General features: G+C 39.6%; 23 protein-coding genes and 1 riboswitch. Of the genes, 6 read left to right on the top strand and 17 right to left on the bottom strand.

What is annotated here, in order from left to right:
• Positions 1 to 94 precede the first annotated feature (94 nt).
• Positions 95 to 712: a DUF6518 family protein gene (locus tag BABA_RS02800; RefSeq protein WP_007083609.1), complete on the bottom strand. Its 618-nt coding sequence runs from the start codon at positions 710 to 712 to the stop codon at positions 95 to 97.
• Positions 713 to 963: 251 nt separating this feature from the next.
• Here BABA_RS02800 and BABA_RS02805 point away from each other — a divergent pair, with 251 nt between their 5' ends.
• The gene (locus BABA_RS02805; RefSeq protein ID WP_007083610.1) at positions 964 to 2,208 is read left to right on the top strand and encodes an aminopeptidase; all 1,245 of its coding nucleotides are present in this window, start codon (positions 964 to 966) and stop codon (positions 2,206 to 2,208) included.
• A 58-nt stretch (positions 2,209 to 2,266) separates the two neighbouring features.
• Here the strand turns inward: BABA_RS02805 and BABA_RS02810 are convergent, their stop codons facing one another.
• Positions 2,267 to 3,880 carry an acyl-CoA dehydrogenase family protein gene (locus BABA_RS02810; RefSeq protein WP_007083611.1) on the bottom strand — a complete coding sequence of 538 codons (1,614 nt, stop codon included), beginning with the start codon at positions 3,878 to 3,880 and terminating at the stop codon, positions 2,267 to 2,269.
• 95 nt (positions 3,881 to 3,975) lie between these two features.
• Here BABA_RS02810 and BABA_RS02815 point away from each other — a divergent pair, with 95 nt between their 5' ends.
• Positions 3,976 to 4,356 carry a MerR family DNA-binding protein gene (locus BABA_RS02815; RefSeq protein ID WP_007083612.1) on the top strand — a complete coding sequence of 127 codons (381 nt, stop codon included), beginning with the start codon at positions 3,976 to 3,978 and terminating at the stop codon, positions 4,354 to 4,356.
• Positions 4,357 to 4,359: 3 nt separating this feature from the next.
• Entirely contained in the window at positions 4,360 to 4,509 is a 150-nt protein-coding gene (locus BABA_RS27115) for a hypothetical protein (RefSeq protein WP_157273085.1), read from the top strand.
• Positions 4,510 to 4,547: 38 nt separating this feature from the next.
• On the opposite strand, the gene BABA_RS02820 is transcribed toward BABA_RS27115, so the two are convergent.
• From BABA_RS02820 to BABA_RS02835, 6 genes are all read right to left on the bottom strand, one after another.
• Positions 4,548 to 5,252: a YoaK family protein gene (locus tag BABA_RS02820; RefSeq protein WP_007083613.1), complete on the bottom strand. Its 705-nt coding sequence runs from the start codon at positions 5,250 to 5,252 to the stop codon at positions 4,548 to 4,550.
• Positions 5,253 to 5,682: 430 nt separating this feature from the next.
• On the bottom strand, positions 5,683 to 5,847 hold the full coding sequence (locus BABA_RS27650) for a hypothetical protein (protein ID WP_007083614.1): 165 nt from the start codon (positions 5,845 to 5,847) through the stop codon (positions 5,683 to 5,685).
• A gap of 118 nt (positions 5,848 to 5,965) precedes the next feature.
• A complete protein-coding gene (locus BABA_RS02825; RefSeq protein WP_007083615.1) occupies positions 5,966 to 7,408 on the bottom strand; it encodes an amino acid permease in 1,443 nt (480 codons plus the stop codon).
• Between the two features lie 554 nt (positions 7,409 to 7,962).
• A complete protein-coding gene (locus BABA_RS26305; RefSeq protein ID WP_007083105.1) occupies positions 7,963 to 8,070 on the bottom strand; it encodes a YjcZ family sporulation protein in 108 nt (35 codons plus the stop codon).
• A gap of 53 nt (positions 8,071 to 8,123) precedes the next feature.
• Positions 8,124 to 8,321 carry a hypothetical protein gene (locus BABA_RS02830; RefSeq protein ID WP_007083616.1) on the bottom strand — a complete coding sequence of 66 codons (198 nt, stop codon included), beginning with the start codon at positions 8,319 to 8,321 and terminating at the stop codon, positions 8,124 to 8,126.
• Between the two features lie 542 nt (positions 8,322 to 8,863).
• Complete coding sequence (locus BABA_RS02835) at positions 8,864 to 10,249, bottom strand: aminotransferase-like domain-containing protein (protein WP_007083617.1); 1,386 nt, start codon at positions 10,247 to 10,249, stop codon at positions 8,864 to 8,866.
• A gap of 162 nt (positions 10,250 to 10,411) precedes the next feature.
• Between BABA_RS02835 and BABA_RS02840 the strand changes: the two genes are divergently transcribed.
• Positions 10,412 to 11,317 carry a DMT family transporter gene (locus tag BABA_RS02840; RefSeq protein ID WP_007083618.1) on the top strand — a complete coding sequence of 302 codons (906 nt, stop codon included), beginning with the start codon at positions 10,412 to 10,414 and terminating at the stop codon, positions 11,315 to 11,317.
• A gap of 174 nt (positions 11,318 to 11,491) precedes the next feature.
• Here the strand turns inward: BABA_RS02840 and BABA_RS02845 are convergent, their stop codons facing one another.
• The 3 genes from BABA_RS02845 to pruA form a co-directional block, all read right to left on the bottom strand.
• Positions 11,492 to 12,787 (bottom strand): Glu/Leu/Phe/Val family dehydrogenase, encoded by a 1,296-nt coding sequence (locus tag BABA_RS02845; protein ID WP_007083619.1) that lies wholly within the window; start codon positions 12,785 to 12,787, stop codon positions 11,492 to 11,494.
• Between the two features lie 53 nt (positions 12,788 to 12,840).
• Positions 12,841 to 14,034, bottom strand: coding sequence for an ornithine--oxo-acid transaminase (locus tag BABA_RS02850; protein ID WP_007083620.1), 1,194 nt, complete (start codon positions 14,032 to 14,034; stop codon positions 12,841 to 12,843).
• Between the two features lie 71 nt (positions 14,035 to 14,105).
• Positions 14,106 to 15,650, bottom strand: coding sequence for an L-glutamate gamma-semialdehyde dehydrogenase (gene pruA / locus BABA_RS02855; RefSeq protein ID WP_007083621.1), 1,545 nt, complete (start codon positions 15,648 to 15,650; stop codon positions 14,106 to 14,108).
• 262 nt (positions 15,651 to 15,912) lie between these two features.
• Between pruA and BABA_RS02860 the strand changes: the two genes are divergently transcribed.
• Positions 15,913 to 17,277 (top strand): sigma-54 interaction domain-containing protein, encoded by a 1,365-nt coding sequence (locus BABA_RS02860; RefSeq protein ID WP_040345031.1) that lies wholly within the window; start codon positions 15,913 to 15,915, stop codon positions 17,275 to 17,277.
• Positions 17,278 to 17,564: 287 nt separating this feature from the next.
• Here BABA_RS02860 and BABA_RS02865 read toward each other — a convergent pair whose 3' ends face one another.
• Together BABA_RS02865 and BABA_RS02870 are read right to left on the bottom strand one after the other, a co-directional pair.
• A complete protein-coding gene (locus BABA_RS02865; RefSeq protein WP_007083623.1) occupies positions 17,565 to 17,951 on the bottom strand; it encodes an FxsA family protein in 387 nt (128 codons plus the stop codon).
• Between the two features lie 52 nt (positions 17,952 to 18,003).
• Positions 18,004 to 18,900, bottom strand: coding sequence for a LysR family transcriptional regulator (locus tag BABA_RS02870; RefSeq protein ID WP_007083624.1), 897 nt, complete (start codon positions 18,898 to 18,900; stop codon positions 18,004 to 18,006).
• A gap of 121 nt (positions 18,901 to 19,021) precedes the next feature.
• On the opposite strand from BABA_RS02870, the gene BABA_RS02875 reads away from it, so the two are divergent.
• Positions 19,022 to 19,564 (top strand): flavodoxin family protein, encoded by a 543-nt coding sequence (locus BABA_RS02875; RefSeq protein ID WP_007083625.1) that lies wholly within the window; start codon positions 19,022 to 19,024, stop codon positions 19,562 to 19,564.
• A 52-nt stretch (positions 19,565 to 19,616) separates the two neighbouring features.
• Here BABA_RS02875 and ribH read toward each other — a convergent pair whose 3' ends face one another.
• The 4 genes from ribH to ribD are packed head-to-tail and all read right to left on the bottom strand — an operon-like array spanning position 19,617 to position 23,035.
• Complete coding sequence (ribH, locus tag BABA_RS02880) at positions 19,617 to 20,081, bottom strand: 6,7-dimethyl-8-ribityllumazine synthase (RefSeq protein ID WP_007083626.1); 465 nt, start codon at positions 20,079 to 20,081, stop codon at positions 19,617 to 19,619.
• Positions 20,082 to 20,093: 12 nt separating this feature from the next.
• On the bottom strand, positions 20,094 to 21,284 hold the full coding sequence (locus BABA_RS02885) for a bifunctional 3,4-dihydroxy-2-butanone-4-phosphate synthase/GTP cyclohydrolase II (protein WP_007083627.1): 1,191 nt from the start codon (positions 21,282 to 21,284) through the stop codon (positions 20,094 to 20,096).
• A gap of 19 nt (positions 21,285 to 21,303) precedes the next feature.
• Positions 21,304 to 21,942: a riboflavin synthase gene (ribE, locus tag BABA_RS02890; protein ID WP_007083628.1), complete on the bottom strand. Its 639-nt coding sequence runs from the start codon at positions 21,940 to 21,942 to the stop codon at positions 21,304 to 21,306.
• 10 nt (positions 21,943 to 21,952) lie between these two features.
• Positions 21,953 to 23,035, bottom strand: coding sequence for a bifunctional diaminohydroxyphosphoribosylaminopyrimidine deaminase/5-amino-6-(5-phosphoribosylamino)uracil reductase RibD (gene ribD / locus BABA_RS02895; protein WP_007083629.1), 1,083 nt, complete (start codon positions 23,033 to 23,035; stop codon positions 21,953 to 21,955).
• 145 nt (positions 23,036 to 23,180) lie between these two features.
• Positions 23,181 to 23,314: riboswitch (FMN riboswitch) on the bottom strand.
• Positions 23,315 to 23,482 lie beyond the last annotated feature (168 nt).

Here is a 23,482-nt window from a genome sequence, read left to right on the forward strand (position 1 = left end):
ATTTTCGGATAATGACACAGTATCACTTTCCAGTTAGTATATATTTCCACTATTCGAGCAGTCAATATATTTATATAGGTGGACTAGAAATTATTCATGATCCTGGCAAGTAATTGAATGCTCCTAGCCGCTCAATTAAGAAAAATAGCAGAGTGACAATAGGCAGCATGCGTAAGCGTTGAAAATGATTGGCAGGCAAAATGATAAATAGCAAAATCGCTAAGATGAGATCAAAACCTCGGGGAATTGATAACATATTGAAAAAACTATAGCCTTCCACCAAAAGTAAGCTGATTGGCGAAGCGGCACAAAAGGCAGCAAACCAGCCATTTCCTTTTGCGTACCACACCGCATAACCGGCTAGCGGCGAAAGCAAGGCAATACTGCCCCAAGCGATAAAGTAGTCCTTTGGGAAAAATTCAAACAACACCGTGGAATAGCTATAATATGCGAAAAGCATAGCAATCAAAAAAACAAATGCATGTAACGCCGCAGCCTTGGGCGAACGACTTCGCACTGCTATGATGGTTGTTACGGCTACCCAAAATCCTAGGTAAGACCCTATTAGCCCAACAACTGAACCGTCAGTGAATTTTGCCAAAAAGCCCAATAAAGCCCCCAATAAAAAAAACAGCAATACTTTTACTAATCTCTTTTGTAACGGAGGCACTTTATCCGACTTCGCTCTGATGTAAACTAGCTTTTCTTTCATCTCTTTTCTAATGAAAAGTCAGAGTATAAAATAGGCTTAATTGTTTTAAGAAATGGATTCATCTTTTTCTTTCTTTCAACCTTTCGCTTCTCATTCATTCCCATCACCCCGTTAACATTATTTGTAAAAGTCCACCAAAGTATTAAAATATGCATTCTTGTCTTTATAGAGTTTTAGTGAAGTTTGATAATTTTGAAGATACTTTTAAGTATGGTATGTTGGTAAGGAAAAAACAATTGGGAGGTTAAAAAATGGTACTACCAAACTTTGAAGAAAATCTACATAAATACGCAAAACTTTTAGTGGCGAAAGGAATCAATGTTCAGCCCGGTGATTGGGTAAAAATGACCATTACTGTAGATCAAGCTCCTTTAGCTCGTTATATCACCCAAGAGGCATATGCATTAGGGGCTGAAAAAGTAATCGTTAAATGGTCTGATGACGAAATCAGCAAACTACATTATTTACATCAACCTGTAGGAGTATTAACCAACATTCCTGAATACGAAATTCAAGAATCCGAAGATCATGTGTTAAATCATCGCGTCAGCCGGCTTTCGATTGTCTCAAGTGATCCAGGATTACTAAATGAAGTCGATCCTGCTAAAATTGGTGCTTATCAAAATGTGTATGGAAAAGCGTTCAGCGCCCAACGCATTGCCACACAAAATGATGATTTAAAATGGACCGTTGCTGCCGCTGCCGGCGCAGGTTGGGCGGCAAAAGTGTTCCCGGACTTATCATCTTCTGAGGAACAGGTTGATGCATTATGGGATCAAATCTTTAAAACCTCCCGTGTTTATGCAGATGATCCAATTGCTGCATGGGATGACCATAAACAAACATTGAATGAAAAAGCAGCGAAATTAAATGAAATCCAATTTGATGCGTTACACTATACAGCTCCTGGTACGGATTTAACGTTAGGTTTACCTAAGAACCATATTTGGGCATGTGCTGAAAGTTATAATCCAAAAGGTGAGGAATTTATTGCCAACATGCCTACGGAAGAAGTCTTCACGGCTCCTGATACCCATCGTATGGATGGTGTAGTTCGCAGCACAAAACCGTTGAGCTATGCTGGTACATTAATTGAAGGCATTGAAGTCCACTTTAAGGATGGCAAAATCGTGGACATTTCTGCTGAAAAAGGCGATGAAGCGATTAAGAAATTGGTTTTTGACAACGAAGGCGGCACTGGCTTAGGTGAAGTTGCCCTAGTCCCAGACCCATCACCTATATCACAATCTGGAATTACTTTCTTCAATACTCTTTTTGACGAAAATGCCTCCAATCACTTAGCCATCGGGTCTGCTTACCCAACTACGATTGAAGGCGGTACAAAAATGAGCCAAGAAGAATTATTAAAACACGGCATGAATACTTCTACCGTTCACGTCGACTTTATGATTGGTTCAGATAAGATGAATATTGACGGCATCAAACAAGACGGCACCATTGTTCCGATCTTCCGTAATGGGGATTGGGCGTTTTAGTGAAGCGCGGGGAAGGTACTTTTGCTTCAGAAGCATAAGTACCTTCCCCTGTTTTCACCTACTTTATCTCTGATAAAGCCACTTCCTGATAGGCCTTAAAGAGTGAGTTGCAAAATGCATCCCATTCCGCCGCTGCTTCCATGGACACTTCACTTACTTCGCCAAGAACCTGCCGTTGCAGTAGGTCTTCAAGCTGTTCCGAAAAGGTTTGAATCATTTCTTGAGAGGCTCCTTCAAGAACATTACTAACAAAATCAGACGGTGGATACCAATCAGCTACCCTGCTGATATCCCGATAAATTTGGGTTAATAAAAGATTTCGCGGCCCTTCCCATTGCTCGTTTACAACGACATCACGGAATATCCTTGGTAGTGTGGAGAACTCTTCCATCACGCCATGACCGGCAAACACCGAGATTGCCTCACGTAATACTTCTACTCCCTCTTTTGTAGCTCCAATTTTTTGCAATAAAATCAGTTCTCGTAGATTAAATAGTTGTTTTCTGGTTTCAAGTGGGTGGTCTGATTTAAGCCCTGGATTAAGTGGCTTTTCAAGACGTAAGAAAAGGTCATAGATTTTAAAGGCACCTGCTGTTGTTCGCTGTGCCGCATTTTCTATTTGCTTTAACTTGCTCGCTGCAAGTGGATAGTCTTTTATTTTTCTACCAAAAACGGAGCGGAATTCACTATAAAGATTTGCTTCTCTCGATGCCCGCAGCATAAATCCGGCGCAGGCAATTCCGATTTCTAGACGGGATAACGTTAAAACAATCCCCACTGCCACGGCAATGCCCTTATCTTTTGGACCGATTGGATAGGCAAGGGCACCATTATATTGAAATTCGCCGGTTGGGACCTCGGCAGTACCCATTTTCCATTTAATCCGATTAATTTGATAGCCATTTCTCTTTTCTTTTTCTTTTTCTCCTGGAAGCCATGACGGAACAATGAAGGTGGAAACCTTATTCGAACCTGTAATTTTGGCGGTGACAACGGAATAATCGGCATGAGCGACCGAGCAGAAGAACTTATTCCCATATAACCGATAGTTTTTTCCATCGGGCACGGCTTCTAATAGATTAGCAGGCAAATCAGAGCCGCCCTGGATTTCCGACATAAACTGGGCACCAATGGCAAATTCACCGTTAGCCCCCTCTTTTGTATGCATTAGAATATCGTGGAGTTCTGGATGAACCTCATCCGGAAATTCCTCAATTAAAGCAATTAATCCATGGGTACATGTTAGTGGACATGTAACCCCCGCTTCTCCCAATTGATGAATTAACATTCGTTTCACAAAACTCTCCCAAGCTGTCATTTGGCTAGAAAAAAGACCTTCACCAAAAACTCCCTTTTCCAATTGAAGTGTTTCCATCGGCCGCACCACTCTGTCGATCCTGTGATTAAATGCATCATAATGAAGCATGTGCGGACGGATTTCCGGCCTCGCACTTTGGGCAGCTAAATGATTCCAATTAGAGGAAACCATTGGAGAAAAAGAGAGAATTCTTTTGTGAATTTTTTCAAATTCTGAATCAGTGAATCTTTCCACTGCCATTTGTAAAAATGGTTCATCACGGTACCAATCGAGACTTTCACGTTTCGCAATAAATTCATCAAAGGTGTAGGAAATTTTCCCTCTAGCTTCTGTGTCTTGGGAAGTCATGCTCATCAACTAACCACTCCTCGTTTCGGATTGACAAATTATACTATTCAGAATTATTATAATGTTATGTTAACGTTAACGTCAACTAGGAGGATAAATGAATGTCAAAGGAACGTCATTTTTCGATAAGCGAACTAGCAACCATGTTTGATGTTAGCTCTAGAACGATTCGTTATTATGAAGAAGTCGGAATGCTAACTTCAGAAACGCGTGACAGCTTAACCAAGCAAAGAAGCTATACAAATCAAGAACGAAGAAGGCTAAAAATGATTCTTCGTGGTAAAAAGCTGGGCTTCAGTTTGCAAGAAATAAAGGAAATGATCCTACTGTACGAGGCAAATCCTGAAGGTGAGGAAGAAAAAAAAGGAATTATCCAGCATGCAGATTGTAAGATTCAGGAAATCAATGAACAAATTCAACAGCTTCAACTATTAAGAGATGAAATCATTGCTCATAAGGAAAGGTATCTGCATACAAGGTGAGAAATGTTTGTCTTAATAAAACTGGAAGAACTGGCCTTCCTTCATGGAGCAGATGAAGGACAAATCTCCGTGAAAATCAAAAGAAATGTCCTTCATAAGGCCATTGAAGGACAAATCTCCGTAAAAGTTGAAAGAAATGTCCTTCATAATTGAACTCTTAAGAATAGGTTTAAAAGTCCATGACAAAATTATTATTTTAACGCAATGGGACTTTTTATATATCCTCTATCCCTATGATATAAAACAAGAGCAATCACTAAAAATCCTGATGCGATCCAAATGGACTGATTACCAATATGAATGGTAGTTAATGTCCCGGTCAAAGCTCCAGAGAGAAAAGAAAGGATGATCCAGAAGAATTCTTTAAACTGTTTTCTTGCTTCCGGATTGTGTTCGATAAATGCCGCATATGCTGCTTGTGTTGCAGTTCTCAGGTTGCCTGTTGTCATAGTTGAGTTGTATGCCCACTTATCGAGTTTATTGAATGTAGAGATTTGCAAGGATGATACGAACGAAATACTTACGGTTACCACTATATTCGGGACACCACTCGGCAAAATACCAACAACGATCAAAACCATGCATTCCAAAATTAGAATCGAACGTCTATAGCTATGCAATACTTGCCTTATATAAGGAATCTTCACAATTTCAGATACCAAAACACCAAGGATAAATGCTACAATAGGAAAAATATAAAGGAAAGAATCCTTCCATTCCCCATTCGCCACTTTTACAGCAAATAATACGATATTACCTGTTTGCGCGTTAGCAAATACCCCGTCCCTACTTATGAAAGTATAAGCATCTAAGAAACCTCCAACTATCGCTAACAATACACCTAAACGAACAGAATTGGACGATAACGAAGGAATTTTCTTATGTTTGTCTATCATATGTTCACCTTGTTTCGATGATAATGTACTATTTTACACCATAATCCGCTCTTTCTTGGAAATCACTTTCGTCGAAAACAGCAATTTTTAGGGTGAAGTAAGGCGAAGTAGGGGAGGGTTCTTGTATTTCATTCTAAGATAAAATAATCAAACGTTTAGTTAACTTTTGCATGTTAGTGATACCAACAGGTCGAGCGTTTTAATCAAACACTTGATTAGTTACAACTTGCCAATTTTACCATCAGCTTTAATGATTTAAACAAACGTTTAATTAGGTAACCATGTTTGTCATGCCAAGTGTCCATCAGTTTAATCAAATGTTTGATTAGTTTTACCAAGCCAGTTATACCAAGGCTTCTAGCAATTTAATCAAATGTTCGATTAGTTTTTTGAACCTGTTCAGTTAGGATTCATCCCCACAGATAATCCCCTATTCCTTATATTTAGTGGCTTCAACTAACTTCTTTAATGTTGAATTAATATTTTGTAGGCTCATCAGAATAAAACCAAGCATGACAAATGTTACGATCTCTCCGGTATAAATGGAGACAATAGCCAATATTACCGCATACGCGCCATATAACAAGCCATTCATTAAGGTTCATCCCCCTATTATTTCCATAAATTTATGCCTTCATTTTAACACAGTCTTCCAATTCCATCTTTACGTTCCCAGAAAAAAAACGCTCATGCCTGAGCGCTTTTTTAAAAATTTAGATAATCATTTTTTTATCGGATTGCAGTTGAATTTCTTGTTCTTCCAAATCGCCCTGCTCACGATTCTTTTTGATTTTAAAGTGATAAATTAAATAGCAGGCAATAACAAATGGAACTCCGCAATATAGGGCTACTCGCTGCTCAGAATCAAATGCTAAGCTGAGTAGGACGATAATGTTTAACGTTAATCCCAGGATTGGTAGGAATGGGAATAGCGGTGTTCTGAATTTAAGGTCTTCTACTTTTCCGCCCTCACGGATGAACTTCCTGCGGAAGGCAATTTGCGAAGCGGTGATGGAAATCCAACCAACTTGCGCACCAAGTCCCGCGACTGAAATAAGCCATACAAACACGGTACTAGCAGCTACTACACTTGATAATAGTGATAATAGGGCAATTCCGATGGTTAAAATAAGGGCATTAACCGGAACTCCTCTTTTCGATACCTTGGCAAGAAGCGGAGTAGCCATCTTCTCTTTTGACATGGCATACAACATCCGGGTTGCAGCATAAAGACCAGAGTTTGCCACAGAAAGTAATGCAGTAAGAACAACAAAGTTCATAAGATCTGCTGCATATGGAATCCCAATACTATCAAATACCACTACAAATGGACTTTCAATTACGCCAGCTTTTTCTGTTGGAATTAAACCAGATAATACAAAGATTGCTAAAACAAAGAAGAAAAGTGTCCGCCAAACTGTTTGTTTTATCGATTTTGGAATTGTTTTTTCAGGCTCTTCACTTTCCCCTGCCGCGATCCCAATTAACTCTGTACCCTGAAACGAAAAGTTTACGGTAATCATCGTAATCAGTAAGGCTGTTATTCCATGTGGCAAAAGGCCGTGTGAGGTAAAATTCGTCATAAATGGCGCTGGTTGACCGCCTTTCATGTGAATAAACCCAAACATGGCAGCTCCACCTAGTACAATAAACGCTATGATAGCAAAAATTTTTATACTTGAGAACCAAAATTCAGCTTCACCAAAAGCACGAGCTGAAAGTGCATTAAGGGCAAATAGAACGATGGCAAAAATTGCGCACCAGATCCAAATCGGGGAACCAGGAAACCATCTTTGCATTAACTGCCCTGCAGATAGTAATTCCAATGCAACCGTTACAGCCCACCCTAACCAATATAGCCAGCCAAGTGCAAATCCCGTTCCTGGACCAATGAATTTTGTCGTATAGGTTTGAAATGAACCGGAGACTGGCATTGCCACCGACATTTCACCGAGACAAAGCATTGTCAAAAACATGATGAAGCCTCCAACGATATAAGAAAGGATGGCACCGGTTGGTCCTGCATGAGAAATCGTATAGCCTGACCCTAAGAAAAGACCTGATCCGATAACCCCTCCTAAAGAGATCATAAATAAATGTCTTGACTTCATCGTTCGTTTTAATTCATGTGATGCATTGGATTCTTGTAAATTCATTAAGTTTCCCCCTTTTTCTCTAAAGAGAATGCGCTTCCATTTGGATCGAAAATATGATGAATTGGATAATTTTTTTCACGATTCAGAGCTTTTAGCCCATCTATGTAAAAGAAAGAATAAGACAAAATTCGACATTTTGCAACACCCAATTCTTTCTAAATTATCGCTATATTCATAAAATAATTATGCAATTTCCGTGCCAAACAATAATTGCCTAATTGTGAACATTTTTTGACGAAAGCTGCCAATATTTTTTGCATATTCTTTAAATTTTTTGCACATCATCTGCAAAAAAACACCCCTCTAATTATTAACGGGTTCACTTCAGAGGTGCAAACAAGTCATTCACAAACAATATCGCAACGGTATTCACATTAGAATTCACTGTGATATTTTTATTGCTATATAAACTAAAGGGCAGTTATATACAGTATGATTTTTCACCGTATTAAACGACTCAAAATGCGAAGTAAAAAAGAAGCGTCACTTAGACGCTTCAAATGAAAGTGAGATATTAATTCTCTCTGGTCTTAATTCATTCTATTAAAAGATTATTAGTATCCCATCATAAAAGATGCCCCAACAATAATTAACAGGATGAAAAGCACAACGATTAGAGCAAAAGGATTATGATGTTCACGATGTTCGTGTTCGAATTCCATAGTATTTCACCTCCTATATTAAGAGTTACTTAAAAAATAGCTTGTCCAAAAAACTACCAGTGACGAAAAGGATGCCTGTGTTCAACAACCACATTCCTTCTAATAGGTTTAACAATGTGTCGTGGTACATCTACTACATTTAGGCGATTTTCAAAAATTACTGGTTGGATAATTGGAATTTCACGGCGAAGGAATTCATTACGAACCACGTGCTTAGGAGGACGAACGATTGGTCTGGTGTGATAAAACATTATTTAACACCTCCTTTAAGTTTATATGTTATTAAATGTTGCAAAGACTCACCTTGAAACGGACAAGCATCCATAATTATTTTAAAAACGTATTAATTTTCTTTGAATCCTTACTTTTAACTCATTCCGTAACTGTTCAATATTCAAACTAATTACCTTCCTTTGCGACTCAATATCTTGATAAGGTTCGAGAATTAAGCAAATAACTTCGTCTTTCGAACAAAATGTTCAGTAAATGGGAAGGTGCTTGTTCAAGTGCTTGAGATTAATGTCGGGTGATGAAAATATGGCATCTATAAAAAGAGAGGTATTGTAGAAACCAAAAAAATTAACTAAGGTGCATTATTCAATACTTCGGAGGCAAGTTAATAGAAGAACCCTCTCAAAAATCATCGTTTTGAGAGGGTTTTATTTTGTTTAAAAGCTAGTAGATTTGAGTAGTAAATAAGTCTCAAATGATTGCTCAAATTCTAAGTCACAGAAACAACCGTTTTGAACATACTTCCTTAACGTTGGAAATCGCATAATCCTAACGCTACCCTCTATATAAACTTACCCATAAAGGAATCGCTTGGTATAATATGACTTTTTCTACTATCAATTAAAGCAATACAGTGAGCCAATCGCTCTACCCCTAGTTTAATTTGACTCTCATTCACTTGAGAGATACTTAATCGAAGGAGATTTTCCTTTTTATATTCTGGTAAAAACATTCTAGAGGCATCATCAACATAAATATGCTGCTCGTTTAGCATATGAACTAGCTGTTTTGCTGTCACATTCTTGGGCAAACAGATGGATAGGTAGAATCCTGAAGGCGGTTTTGTACAATGAGTATTAGCAGGCAGCAATAATTCGCATGCTTCTTGAAGGATTTGCATTTTAGTACGGTATACCTCTTTTATTTTTTTCAGATGGCTATTAAACATACCACTTTTTAAATAGATTTCTAGCGCACCTTGAGAAAGTGCCGAGCTATTAAAATCCGAACTAAATTTATATCGTAAAAAATTGTTAATCATTAAAGTGGGAAGAACGACAGTAGCAATCCTTAACCCTGGGAGGAAAATTTTCGAAAAGCTTTTAATATAAATCACTCTCCCAGAAGGATCAAAAGAAAATAAAGGATCTGATTTTGCATTTGGATCAAGGTCTCCTAAAAAGTCATCTTCCACTATATATACATCGTATTTTTCAGCTAACTCAACAATCTTTTTCTTTTCACTATTCGTGTAAGAATGTCCAAGAGGATTGTGGAATCTCGGGATAATATAGAAAAATTTTATATCATTATTTCGAAAAATGTATTCCAGACGATCAAGATCAATCCCTTCCATCGATAACTCAATTCCAAAAGTAGTTGCTTGGTGCAGATTGATGGACTCAATAAATCCGAAATAAGTAGGCTGTTCAATTAGAATATTGTTTTTTCCATTTAGAAATGGCATAGAAACTAATAAATTAAGGGCTTGCTGCGAACCAGATACAACGACTACTCTTTCAGGTTGAGTGAACACCTGTAAATTCTCCAAATATTTCACTAACTGTACTCGTAATGAGTAAAGCCCTTGTTGATCAGAGTATGTAAAAAGCGCTTCTTTATATTGTTCAATTGCTTGATTTATACAATGTTGAAATTCAAGATAAGGCATAACGTTTTTATCTGGACCAGCAGACAAGAAATCAATCACCTCATTTTCATTCTTCGCATTTTGAAATTCATTCACAACAAAGTAGCCACTTTTAGGAACAGAATAAATTAAATGCTCTTTTTCTAGTTCTTCGTATGCTTTAATGACTGTATTTTTGCTACATGAAAAATGCTCAGATAGCTGACGAACAGAAGGGAGTTTACTACCTGCAATGAGCGATCCATCCGCTAACCGAAGCTTAATTTCTTCCATTATCTTCATATATTTTGAGCTCATATCTTCATTCTCCTTTTAACTGAACCAGGACAGAGGTGTAAAAAAATGGTTTATCTTCATTGTATGTACCCGTTATTATTTTAATTATAGCAGCACTGTTTTTTTAGAAAAGCAGAATATGGTACAGATATGATACAAAATAAAAAGATTGGGGTTATTAAGATGCAGGGAGAAACCAGAGAGAAATTTGGATTATTGTTGGGATTAGTAGGTGTCATTTGTTTTAGCTTAACGCTCCCTTCTACAAGCATTGCAGTAGAGTATTTCGGGACTACGGTCGTCGGTTTGGGAAGAACAGTTGTTGCCGCTATTTTAGTTGCTGTTGTATTGATTGTTCGAAAAGAAAAACTACCTTCTCCCCGCCAATTCACCAGTCTACTTATTGTTGCTGTTGGTGCAGTTTTAGGATTTCCTCTCCTCACTTCTTGGGCAATGGAATCCTTGCCTGTTTCTCATGGAGCTGTGGAATTAGCCCTGTTGCCATTAGCCACAGCCGGATTTGCAATGTTTAGAGCTGGTGAAGTCCCTTCGCTCAAATTCTGGATTTCAAGTATAATCGGCTCTTTTGCTGTTATTGTGTATGCCCTCCATCTAGGGTTCGGTCAATTACAATTTGCCGATTTAGCTTTACTAGCAGCAGTGGTTATACTTGGACTTAGTTACGCAGAAGGTGGGAAATTAGCGAAAGAATTAGGCAGCTGGCAAGTAATTGCTTGGGCGATTATGATCGGCGCCCCATTTTTCATTATTCCGGTTGGGCTAAACCTTACAACTGAAATGCTCCATGCTCCAATACAAGCTTGGGTTAGTTTTATTTATCTCGCAGTGGTTAGTCAATTTCTAGCATATGTTGCTTGGTATAGCGCAATGGCTATGGGCGGAATAGCAAGAGTTAGTCAAATTCAATACTTACAACCATTTTTGATGATTCTATTTGCAACAGTATTTCTAGATGAATCCATTACCCTTTTCACTCTTGTAATAGCAGTGATTGTTGTCTTTTCAGTTATATTAGGAAAAAATGCTCCCGTAACAAAAAAAGGTTCTGTTTCAAAAACTAGGGCTTAGAGAATTTATTTCTCTAAGCCCATTAATGTGATTTATACGGTGAAATCTGTTTGAAAATCGTGTGAATTACCTTGTGAAATATGGTGAGATTTATCATTTTGTACCTCACAAGTAAACCCGTTACTTAATTATGGAAGAGGCATTTTTTTACACTGACTGCTTGCAAAAATAACTTTACACCCAGCCACGGAAACGAGAGGCTTCTGCTGCCTTTTTTATTCCGGTCATATAGGCTGCTAAACGCATATCCACCTCATGCGCAGCAGCTGTTTTATAAATATTTTCAAAAGAATCAATCATGACCTTGGCTAATTTTTGATGAACTTCTTCTTCCGACCAATAATAGCCTTGATTATTTTGCACCCATTCAAAATAAGAAACCGTTACTCCGCCTGCACTTGCCAAAATATCGGGAACAAGGAGGACACCACGTTCTGTTAAGATGCTAGTTGCTTCAAGTGTTGTTGGTCCATTCGCAGCTTCCACGACAATCGAAGCCTTAATATTCGCCGCATTCTTAGCCGTAATTTGGTTCGAAATCGCTGCCGGAACAAGAATGTCACACTCTAATTCAAGTAATTCTTGATTTGTTATCGTATCTTTAAATAGTTGAGAGAATGTACCAAAGCTATCCCTTCTATCTAATAAATAATCAATATCAAGTCCATTCGGATCATAAACACCGCCATAAACATCCGAAACAGCCACGACTTTTGCCCCGGCATCATGTAAAAATTTCGCTAAAAAGCTTCCAGCATTTCCAAAGCCTTGAATGACAACACGTGCACCTTTTAGCTCCATTCCCTTTTTCTTCACCGCTTCTTCAATACAGATCGTCACACCGGCAGCAGTTGCTGTTTCCCGGCCTTGTGAGCCCCCCAAAACGATTGGTTTCCCCGTGATAAATCCTGGTGAGTCAAATTCACGTAATCGGCTATATTCATCCATCATCCACGCCATAATCTGTGAATTGGTATACACATCTGGTGCCGGAATATCTTTTGAAGGGCCGACAATTTGGCTAATCGCACGGACATATCCACGGCTTAATCTTTCAAGCTCTCTAAAGGACATTTTTCGCGGGTCACAGATAATTCCACCTTTTCCGCCTCCATAAGGAAGATCAGTGATCCCACACTTTAAGGTCATCCAGATGGACAAAGCTTTTACTTCTTCCTCATTTACCTCAGGATGAAAGCGGACGCCGCCCTTTGTTGGACCGACGGCATCGTTATGCTGGGAACGATATCCTGTAAAAACCTTTACCGAGCCATCATCCATTCGAACCGGAATACGAACGGTCAATAATCTGATGGGATCTTTTAATAGTTCATACATTTCGTTCGTATAGCCCAATTTTTTTAACGCCTTTTGGATAACCGTTTGCGTAGAGTAGAATAAATTTAATGATTCTTCCTCTTTTTGTTGATCTTTTTCCAAATTGTTTAGTTCAGCCGTGTTAACCGTCATGAAAGACACCTCGTGGAATTTATATATTTAAAATATTGCGCTGGGTTTTTTAACTATGAAAGTACCTTTTTAATTTTCTCGATCGCCCAATCGATTTCTTCTTTTGAAATAATTAATGGTGGAGCAAAACGAATAACTGTATCATGAGTTTCTTTACATAGTAACCCTTCCTCTTTCAGTTGCTCACAATACGGTCTTGCTTCCTCTGTCAATTCAACACCGATAAACAAGCCTTTGCCCCTAACATCCTTAATCATTGGGTTAATGATCGTTTTTAATTGATCAAGGAAATACTTTCCTAATTCAAGGGAACGTTCTGCTAACTTTTCTTCCTCAAGCACATCTAATGCTGCAAGTGATACAGCACATGCCAGTGGATTTCCGCCAAAAGTCGAACCATGAGAACCTGGATTAAATACACCTAGAACATCGGAATTCGCAACCACACAAGAAATCGGGAATACTCCGCCGCCAAGTGCTTTTCCTAAAATTAACATATCCGGCTCTACGTTTTCCCAATCGCAAGCAAACATTTTTCCAGTACGTGCCAAGCCCACTTGAATTTCGTCAGCAATGAATAACACGTTATTTTCTTTACATAAATCAGACGCTGCTTTTAAAAATCCTTCAGGTGGTAAAATGATTCCTGCTTCCCCCTGAATTGGCTCCATTAAGAACGCAGCTGTATTTGGTGTGATCGCTGCTTTTAAAGCTTCAAGATCACCGTAAGGGATTAAGTTAATTCCAGGTAACATTGGGCCAAAACCGCGTTTATAATCCGGATCAGAAGATAAAGAAACAGCACCCATTGTACGGCCATGGAAGTTTCCGTTACAAGCAATAATTTCCGCTTGGTCTTCGGTGATTCCCTTTACATCATAACCCCAGCGGCGGGCAGCCTTCAGTGCTGTTTCAACCGCTTCAGCACCTGTATTCATCGGCAGAGCCATTTCTTTATTGGTTAACTTACAGATTTTTTCATACCATGGACCAAGCTGGTCGTTATGGAATGCACGAGATGTAAGTGTTACTCTATCCGCTTGGTCTTTTAGGGCTTGAATGATTTTTAGATGACGATGCCCTTGGTTCACCGCTGAATAGGCACTAAGCATATCCATATATCGGTTACCTTCTGGACTTTCAACCCATACTCCTTCCGCTTTAGCGATAACGATTGGAAGCGGGTGATAGTTATTAGCACCAAATTTTTGCGTTTGTTCGATGATTTCGGTTGTTTTTGTTGTCATAGTCACTTTATTTTCCTCCTTCATTTTTACCCTGACAAAAGACCTTTCTTTGTCAGGGCAAAAGCATAGATTTATAGTGTTTCAGATGTTGTTTTAGCCTGCATATGAAGCAGTAAATAATCAGGGCCGCCTGCTTTCGAATCTGTTCCAGACATATTAAATCCCCCAAATGGCTGATAACCGACAATGGCGCCGGTACAGACACGATTAAAGTAAAGGTTACCTACATGGAATTCCTCTCGTGCACGCTCGATATGCTCACGGTTATTGGAAATCAGTGCTCCTGTTAACCCATAATCTGTGTTATTGGCAATTTTCATCATATGGTCAAAGTCACGAGCCTTGCAAAAAGCCACAACCGGCCCGAAAATTTCTTCCTGCATTAAGCGTGAATTTTCATCTAAATCAGCAAAAATGGTCGGCTGAATGAAGTAACCATTTGAATCGTCACCTTCACCGCCAGTCATTAATCTGCCTTCTTTTTTACCAACTTCAATATAATCCATGATTTTCCTGAATGATTTTTCATCGATTACCGGTCCCATATAATTCTCTGGGTCTTCAGGGTTACCAAGGGTGAGTGTTTTCGTTAAGGCAACCGCCTTTTCTAGCACTTCATCATACACATCTTGGTGAATGACAGCGCGTGAACCTGCTGAACATTTTTGACCTGAGAATCCAAAGGCAGCGTAGACGATAGATGAAGCAGCTAAGTCTAAATCAGCATTGTTGTCCACGACCATTGTATCTTTACCGCCCATTTCCGCAATCACACGCTTGATCCAAATTTGTCCTGGATTTACTTTCGCTGCACGCTCATTGATTCGGCAGCCCACTTCACGGGAACCTGTAAACGATACAAATCGTGTTTTCGGATGGTCAACAAGATAATCACCAATTTGCGCACCGCTTCCAGGTACAAAGTTTAATACACCCTTCGGAAGACCGGCTTCTGTCATTAACTCAACAAATTTTGCGGCAATCACAGGTGTCGAATTTGCAGGCTTCAGAAGAACTGTATTCCCTGAAACGATTGCTGCAATAGTTGTACCTGCCATGATGGCTAATGGAAAGTTAAAAGGTGAAATGATAACGCCAACTCCAAGCGGAATATAGTGGAATTGATTAAACTCACCTGCACGGCTGTTAACTGGTACGCCTTCTTTGATCTTCAGCATTTGCCGACCATAATATTCAATGAAATCAATCGCTTCCGCTGTATCTGCGTCCGCTTCTTTCCACGGCTTACCGGCTTCTTTTACAAGGTAGCTTGAAAATTCATGTTTCCGGCGGCGCATGATGGCAGCGGCACGGAATAAAATATTCGCTCGGTGTTCCGGTTTCCACCTTTTCCAGGATTCAAAAGCGGTTAAGGCTGCTTGCATCGCTTTTTCAGCTAGCTCCTGGTCTGCCATTGAAACGCTTCCAATAATCTCCTCTTTATTAGCTGGATTGATGGAAGTGATTTTTTCTTTTGTTGTCACCGCTTCACCGTCAATAATAACGGGATAATGTTTGCCAAGCTGCGTTTGGACATATGCTAATGCATCTTTGAATGCCTTTATATTTTTTTCTTCCGTAAAATTAGTAAATGGTTCGTGTGTATAAGGTTGCACCTGAATTCCCCCTCAAGTTTAATCACTTATATTATTTGCAAGTTCCGTGCCAACTTCCTTTTTTGCAGTTCAACGGGATTCTCAGCTTTCTTAGTGCCACGAAATTTTGCTAAAAAATTATTATTTCCCCTTTAGATGCAAAAATATTTTGCATTCTTGCGTTAATTTTGTTTAAATAGGGGTAATGGAACTAAACAAAGGGAATGAAGTCACCGTGGAAAATTCAAAGAAAAACATCCAGTATCTACAATATATAAATCAAATGTACAAACAGATTTTGGACGAAGTGGATGTAGGGATTCATGCAGTAGATGAAACGGGAAAGACGATTATATATAACAAGAAAATGATGCAAATGGAATCGATGGATATTCAAGATGTACTTAATAAAAATCTCTTAGATGTGTTCATGTTTAAAGATGATCAATCTAGTACTCTCGTTCAAGCCTTACAGGAAGGCAAAAAAACCAGTAATGTTAAGCAAACCTATTTTAATAACAAGAGCCGAGAAATTACTACGATTAACAATACGATTCCTATTTTCCAAGATGGAAACATCCAAGGTGCTGTGGAAATTGCAAATGATGTAACGAAGTTAGAAAAATTAATAAAAGGAAGTAGTAGTAAAGGCACACCCAGATTTACTTTTGATAGTATTATTGGCTGCAGTCGAGTCATGAGGGACGTGATTGAAGGTGCAAAGCGGGCAACCCGTACCTCTTCCTATGTCCTGGTTGTCGGTGAGACAGGGACAGGGAAAGAGCTTTTTGCCCAAAGCATCCATAACGCAAGCGATCGATTTTCGGCTCCATTTATCTCGCAAAACTGTGCCGCCCTGCCTGATAATTTAATTGAAAGTCTTCTCTTTGGTACAAAACGCGGTGCTTTTACGGGAGCAGTTGATACACCGGGATTATTCGAACAAGCAAATGGCGGCACATTGCTGCTTGATGAAATTAACTCGTTAAATATGAATCTTCAGGCAAAATTACTCCGTGTCCTGCAAGAGAAAACGATTAGACGAATCGGTGATACGAAGGACACACCCGTTGATGTACGTGTTATAGCTAATATCAACGAAGATCCAATTGACGCCATTGCCAACAATCATTTACGGAAAGACCTTTATTATCGTCTCGGTGTTGTGACCATCTTTATTCCACCATTAAGGGAGCGTAAGGAAGATATCCAATTACTCGTTCAACATTTCATTGAAAAATATAATGAGCGCTTCCAAATGAATGTGAAGGGGCTTCACGAAGAGGTCAGTCAGTCATTTCTCGAGTATGATTGGCATGGAAATGTCCGTGAGCTCGAGCATATCATCGAAGCGGCGATGAACATTATGATGGATGAAGAAGTGATTATGTATGCTCATTTGCCTTTCCAATATCGTAGTAAAATGCAAATAAAAGAAAGAATGCTCCCTCATTCATCCGTTGATACGTTCATTAAGGAAAATTCAGACGTTTCTATTCCATTAAAAGATCAAATAGAATTATTTGAAAAAACCTATATTGAGCATGTCCTTAAAAAAAATGACTTCAACATTTCACGGACAGCTGGATTGCTGGGGCTAAGCCGGCAAAGCTTGCAGTATCGGATGAAAAAACTTGATATTAGATAAGAGGGATGTCCTCTATAACGCTGATGAAGGACAAATCACCTCAGAAAATCGAGTAAAATGTCCTTCATAAAGCCGATGAAGGACAAATCCCTCCCAAATACCAGATGAAATGTCCTTCATAAAGCCGATGAAGGACAAATCTCTCTCGAAAACCGGATGAAATGTCCTTCATAAAGCCGATGAAGGACAAATCTCTCTCAAAAACCAGATGAAATGTCCTTCATAAAGTTCTAGATGCAATTATCAAAAGTAAAAAACGTCAATACCGAATTAGCGAATTGACGTTTTTACTTTATTATCTTTATATTCCCTTTTTGAATCTTCTTCCTTAGTGAATTCATCATGAAGAATTTAATGACTCGTCTTGTTGGCGGGAATAGCATGAAAAAGCCGCTGATGTCCGAAATGAAACCCGGTGTTAGCAGAAGGATTCCACCAATTAAAATACATATACCATCTACTACTGCTTCACCTGGAATTTGACCATTTCGCAGCTGCTCCTGGGCCTTTCGAATCGTTTGCAGGCCTTCTCTTTTTGCTAAATACGCGCCGATTACGCCCGTCAATATAATGAGTAAGAGTGTCGGCCAAACGCCGATTGTTTTTCCTGAAAAAAGAAGTAACCCTATTTCTGCAGCAGGAATCGCAATAATCAAGATAAACAAATAACGCATTGAGGGTCTCACTCCTTCCAAACGTGTTAATTTTATTATACAGGTATACTAGTCAATTGTAATTTTTAAATGTGTTACATGTTAATTCAATAAAAGCCTCTAAAGGGGGTGTCATCCATTTGTCCTTATGCCAGGCAATTTGCGTATAGATTGGGGCTGTGGTATTTTCCCATCCTATTTCCTTCATTCTTCCCATTTTCAAATCTGTTTCTACTGCCATCTTAGGTAATAATGCGATGCCAAGTCCTGCTATTACGCATTGTTTAATCGCTTCAATACTTCCAAATTCTATTTTATTTAATGGGTATACCCCTGCTGAGCGGAAAAAATCTTCAAAAATGGTACGGTAAGAGCAGCCTGTTTCTGTAAGCAAAATGGTTTCATGTTCCAGATCTTCCGGAAAGACGGCTGATTTCTCCAATAAAGGATGGCTGGATGATGCAACGATCAGTAATTCCTCCTTGATTAGAGGTTTTATTTTTAACGAATCACCGGACTTACACGTATCCATAATAAATGCCACATCAAGCAGCCCTGCTTCTAGATGCTCCCTCGCCATTTCATCAGAATGGGCCGGTTTAAAAACAAGCTTAACCTTCGGAAATTGAGTCTTAAACTCTTTTAAAATAGGCGGAAGCCGGTAGGTACATTGGCTTTCCTGTGCCCCAATCAGCAATGTGCCAGTCTGTTCTTCTCCCCCATGTACGATCAACTTAGCTTCCTCGCTTAATCGGATCATTTTTTCCGCATAAGCTTTAAACTGGTGACCGGCCTCCGTTAAAATTAACCGCTTTCCAAGCCGCTCAAACAAAGGTTTTCCTACTTCAGATTCCAGTCCTTTTATTTGAGCTGTTACACTTGATTGAGCAAAGTTTAAGAGCTTTGCCGTTTGTGTAAAATTTAAATTTTCTGCAGCCATTTTAAATGTAATTAGTTGTTTGATTTCCATTCCATCACCCTAATCGTTATTTTCGATTGAACCAATCAATATAATCATCTTTATTGATTTATCATTTAATTATAAAATATGAATGAATATATTAATAGATACGTAAAGGAGCGAATTGATTATGACGATTGCTGTTATATATGGAGGATCCCGCCCGGAAGGAAACTCCGAAACACTAACAAATCAAGTCATTCAAGGATTACAGGCAGAAAAGGTATATCTGCGGGATTATCAGATTCAATCCATTATAGACGGACGCCACTCAGAAGGAGGATTCCATGAGGTAGCAGATGATTATAACTCCATTATTGATCGGATTTTACCGCATGACATTCTCATTTTTTCTACCCCTATTTATTGGTATAGCATGTCGGGTGTAATGAAAAATTTTATTGATCGCTGGTCACAAACAATGAGAGATGCAAATTACCCCGATTTCAAAAAGCAGCTGGCACAAAAAAAGGCTTATGTAATTGCAGTTGGCGGAGATGACCCATACGTAAAGGGCTTGCCAATGATTCAACAATTCCAACATATCTTTGATTTTATGGGAATCTCATTTGAAGGGTATATAATTGGAGATGGCAATAAACCTGGGGATATTTTAGATGATAAGAATGCTTTATATGCAGCTTCACAATTACAAGAAAAGTTAATAGATTAATGGAACTTACTAGGGATTAGTCCCCCCGCTACGAGGGGACTAATCTCAAAGATTAAAACAAACGATTCAAATTCGCCATTTCAATGGCGGATACCGCCGCATCATAGCCTTTGTTACCAGACTTTGTCCCTGAGCGTTCGATGGCTTGCTCAATGGTTTCTGTTGTCACAATACCGAACATAACCGGCACTCCTGTTGTTAAGCCCGCACTGGCAATCCCTTTAGCTGCTTCATTACAAACGTAATCGTAATGGGTAGTAGACCCACGAATAACGGTTCCCAAACCGATGATCGCATCATATTTCTTCGATTCTGCCATCTTCTTCGCGATGAATGGTACCTCGAACGCACCTGGCACCCATGCGACATCAATGTCTTCTTCAGACACACCATGACGTTTCAAGCCATCCATTGCCCCGCCCAACAATTTGCTTGTTAAAAACTCATTAAATCTGCCTACCACTATCCCAATTTTTAAATCAGTACCGACTAATTGTGCTTCAAATACTTGTCCCATTTTTCATCTCTCCTATGCTAAAATATGATTCATTTTTACTTTTTTTGTCATTAAATACTGTTTATTTTCTGCTACAGCAGCAACTTCGAGCGGCACGCGCTCTACCACTTCAATGCCGTATTTCGTTAAGCCTTCCATTTTCTCAGGATTGTTTGTCATTAAACGCACCTTTGAAATCCCTAGATCTCGCAGCATTTGCGCAGATAAACCATAATCACGCATTTCCACCGGGAATCCTAATTTCACATTTGCTTCGACCGTATCATATCCCTGCTCTTGCAGCTCATAGGCTTTTAACTTATTTAGCAGACCGATATCTCTGCCTTCTTGTTCCATGTAGAGCACAATACCACGACCCGTTTGTTCAATCATTTCTAATGACAGTTGCAATTGCGGCCCGCAGTCACAGCGTTTTGAATGAAAAACATCACCTGTCAAACACTCCGAATGGATCCGGACAAGTGGTGCCTCCTCTTTAAGAACATCCCCTTTCACGATGGCGACATGCTCTTTCCCATCTAGCTGATTGGAATAACCAATCATCTGAAATTCGCCAAATGATGTTGGCAGTTTCACTGATGCCTCACGTTTTACTAGCTGCTCATGCTCATAACGATAGCGGATTAAATCGGCAATCGTCACCAACTTCAAGTCATATGTTTCAGCAAATTTTATTAGCTCCGGCACCCTTGCCATTTCACCGTTATCGCTCATAATTTCGCAAATGACCCCAGCTGGTTGTGCCCCGCAAAGTTTTGCAAAATCAACTGCCGCTTCCGTATGCCCATTTCTCACAAGTACACCATTTTTCTTGGCTACAAGCGGGAACACATGGCCTGGCCTGCGAAAGTCTGCACCGATTACGCTTGGGTCTAACAGCTGTAAAATCGTTTCAGAGCGCTCAAATGCACTAATACCAGTCGTGGTATCCTTGTAATCAATACTAACTGTAAAAGCCGTTTGGTGATTATCCGTATTGTGCTGAACCATCGGATGTAAATCAAGACGTGCCGCCAATTCCATCGTTATAGGTGTACAGATTAAGCCGCGGCCATGTGTAGCCATAAAGTTAATATTCTCTGGTGTTGCGTAATCGGCCAGCACCAAAAAGTCTCCTTCATTTTCACGATTCTCATCATCGACAACGATAATGATTTTCCCCTTCTTCAAATCCTCAATTGCTTCTTCAATGGTATGAAACATAGTCAAAACACCGCCTTTTCTAAAATCCATTTTGTCTTAAAAAATCCATCGTAATCGGCGAACTCTCTTGCTTCCGGTCCAAATGATGAATAACATATTTTCCAACCATGTCATTTTCAATATTCACGACATCATGCTCTCTTTTGATTCCTAGGATTGTTTCACCAAACGTGAGGGGAATTAGTGAAACCGTCAACTGCGCCCGCTTCACATCAAAAATCGTTAAACTAATCCCATCAATCGCAATCGAACCTTTTAGTACGCAATATTTACTTAGTTCTTCGCTGATGCTGATATCAACATAGACCGCATTTTCAACTTTCCTTTTTCGTAAAATGACGCCTGTTCCATCTACATGGCCTGAGACGAAATGACCGCCAAATCGGCCGTTTGCCGGCATCGCCCGTTCCAAATTGACTGGGTGCCCTATTTGTAACGACTGGATATTGGTTGCCTTTACCGTCTCCGGCATCACATCAACCGTAAATGTGTTGGCGGAAAAAGCGATGACCGTTAAGCAGACGCCATTAACCGCGATACTGTCGCCCAAATGGATATCTTCAACAATCTTTTGGGATTCCAATGTTAACTGCATACTATTTGGCCCATTTTTCATTGCTTTGACCTTACCTAAATCTTCTACAATTCCTGTGAACATGATTAACACCTCATTTCAAAACCGACGTTATTTTCAGGTCCTCACCAATCACTTCTACATGTTGAAATTTCAATTCGTAAGCGGACTCCATTTGCCTTACATCTAAATCAGCAAACATCGGAACTGCCCTATTACCGCCGACAATTTTTGGTGCAATATAGGTAATCAGTTGGTTTACATGCCCTGATTTTAGGAAGCTTGCATTGACGGTTTTACCGCCTTCTACATAAAGTTTCATCACCTGACGTTTTCCAAGCTCCGTTAGCAGTTCAGTAATATCGATGGTCGGCCTCGAAAGTTGTATGATTTTTACATGCGGCTGTTGAAAACTAGCCATCTTTTCAGCCTCTACCTCCGATCCGGTAAAAATCCAGGTTGGAGACTGCTCATCCGTTATAACCTTTCTATCGTTCGTCATCTTTAAATGTGTATCTAATATGATTCGAATTGGTTGTCTTTTCGTTATGCCCTGACGGTTTGTCAGACTTGGATTATCCGCAAAAATGGTTCCGATCCCGACTAATATGGCATCTTGCTTCCCGCGATCATTGTGCACGTCTTGCTGCACCTCACTGCCGGTAATTTTTTCACCAATACCAGGCTGGGATGAGATTTTGCCATCCAGTGTTATCGCTTGTTTTAAAGTCACAAATGGTTTCTGTTGTTGAATATAATAAAAGAATGCTTCATTTAGCTCATCAGCCCGTTCCTTCAGAACACCTGAAGTTACTTCAATTCCGGCATCCCTCAAAAGCGCAATCCCCTTGCCTGCAACCAATGGATTGGGATCCGTCGAGGCAATAACCACACGTTTCACACCGGATTCAATCAGCGCCATGGCACATGGCGGTGTTTTTCCATAGTGGCTGCATGGCTCAAGCGTCACATAAACAGTACTCCCTTCAGCACGGCTTCCCGCCATTTGCAGTGCATGGACTTCAGCATGTGGGCTTCCCGCCTTCAAATGCGCACCAAACCCAACGATTTCACCATCCTTGACAATTACAGCCCCAACAACAGGATTCGGTGCCGTTTGCCCCTCTGCAACCTGCGCTAATTTCAAGGCAAAATCCATATAGAACTCATCCGACATCTTCATCCCCCCAATTATTTTTCTGCAAAAATAAAACCCCTTAGAATCAGTCAACTAAGGGGTTTAGGGAGAGTATGTAAAATGGCAGCACTAAATAAGCCTACTGAAGGTTATTTTTTCTTCAAAAGCTTGGTACCATTGCTCATACGTCCTTCTCCCATCCAGACTATACTGTCGGCTTTGGATTCACACCAAATCCTGCCTTTATGAAAAGGCTCACGGGCTTAGAATTTCTTCATCACCGTCGATTGGGACTTTCACCCGACCCCGAAGGACTTTGCATATAAAATTTTTGTTTGGAGTTTTATACAAAAATAAAACCCCATAGATCATCTCTACGGGGTGGTTAGGAGTTAACTTCATGTAAGCATAGCCAAATAAACCTTTTGAAGTGTGTTTTTCTTCGTAAGGAAATAAGCCTGCTCACCGTCCTTCTCCCATCCAGAC

The sequence above is a fragment of the Neobacillus bataviensis LMG 21833 genome (assembly GCF_000307875.1).
GTDB lineage: Bacteria > Bacillota > Bacilli > Bacillales > Cytobacillaceae > Neobacillus > Neobacillus bataviensis.

Bases quoted from the DNA above. Each gene is read 5' to 3' on its own strand.
- BABA_RS02885 (WP_007083627.1), bottom strand. From the start codon at position 21,284: ATGTTTCATACCATTGAAGAAGCAATTGAGGATTTGAAGAAGGGGAAA.
- BABA_RS02830 (WP_007083616.1), bottom strand. From the start codon at position 8,321: ATGTTTTATCACACCAGACCAATCGTTCGTCCTCCTAAGCACGTGGTT.
- BABA_RS02875 (WP_007083625.1), top strand. From the start codon at position 19,022: ATGACGATTGCTGTTATATATGGAGGATCCCGCCCGGAAGGAAACTCC.
- ribD (WP_007083629.1), bottom strand. From the start codon at position 23,035: ATGTCGGATGAGTTCTATATGGATTTTGCCTTGAAATTAGCGCAGGTT.
- BABA_RS02805 (WP_007083610.1), top strand. From the start codon at position 964: ATGGTACTACCAAACTTTGAAGAAAATCTACATAAATACGCAAAACTT.
- BABA_RS02810 (WP_007083611.1), bottom strand. From the start codon at position 3,880: ATGAGCATGACTTCCCAAGACACAGAAGCTAGAGGGAAAATTTCCTAC.
- BABA_RS02820 (WP_007083613.1), bottom strand. From the start codon at position 5,252: ATGATAGACAAACATAAGAAAATTCCTTCGTTATCGTCCAATTCTGTT.
- BABA_RS02840 (WP_007083618.1), top strand. From the start codon at position 10,412: ATGCAGGGAGAAACCAGAGAGAAATTTGGATTATTGTTGGGATTAGTA.
- BABA_RS02845 (WP_007083619.1), bottom strand. From the start codon at position 12,787: ATGACGGTTAACACGGCTGAACTAAACAATTTGGAAAAAGATCAACAA.
- BABA_RS26305 (WP_007083105.1), bottom strand. From the start codon at position 8,070: ATGGAATTCGAACACGAACATCGTGAACATCATAATCCTTTTGCTCTA.
- BABA_RS02835 (WP_007083617.1), bottom strand. From the start codon at position 10,249: ATGAGCTCAAAATATATGAAGATAATGGAAGAAATTAAGCTTCGGTTA.
- ribE (WP_007083628.1), bottom strand. From the start codon at position 21,942: ATGTTCACAGGAATTGTAGAAGATTTAGGTAAGGTCAAAGCAATGAAA.
- BABA_RS02870 (WP_007083624.1), bottom strand. From the start codon at position 18,900: ATGGAAATCAAACAACTAATTACATTTAAAATGGCTGCAGAAAATTTA.
- BABA_RS27650 (WP_007083614.1), bottom strand. From the start codon at position 5,847: ATGAATGGCTTGTTATATGGCGCGTATGCGGTAATATTGGCTATTGTC.
- BABA_RS02860 (WP_040345031.1), top strand. From the start codon at position 15,913: ATGTACAAACAGATTTTGGACGAAGTGGATGTAGGGATTCATGCAGTA.
- BABA_RS02850 (WP_007083620.1), bottom strand. From the start codon at position 14,034: ATGACAACAAAAACAACCGAAATCATCGAACAAACGCAAAAATTTGGT.
- BABA_RS02825 (WP_007083615.1), bottom strand. From the start codon at position 7,408: ATGAATTTACAAGAATCCAATGCATCACATGAATTAAAACGAACGATG.
- BABA_RS27115 (WP_157273085.1), top strand. From the start codon at position 4,360: ATGTTTGTCTTAATAAAACTGGAAGAACTGGCCTTCCTTCATGGAGCA.
- BABA_RS02800 (WP_007083609.1), bottom strand. From the start codon at position 712: ATGAAAGAAAAGCTAGTTTACATCAGAGCGAAGTCGGATAAAGTGCCT.
- BABA_RS02815 (WP_007083612.1), top strand. From the start codon at position 3,976: ATGTCAAAGGAACGTCATTTTTCGATAAGCGAACTAGCAACCATGTTT.
- ribH (WP_007083626.1), bottom strand. From the start codon at position 20,081: ATGGGACAAGTATTTGAAGCACAATTAGTCGGTACTGATTTAAAAATT.
- BABA_RS02865 (WP_007083623.1), bottom strand. From the start codon at position 17,951: ATGCGTTATTTGTTTATCTTGATTATTGCGATTCCTGCTGCAGAAATA.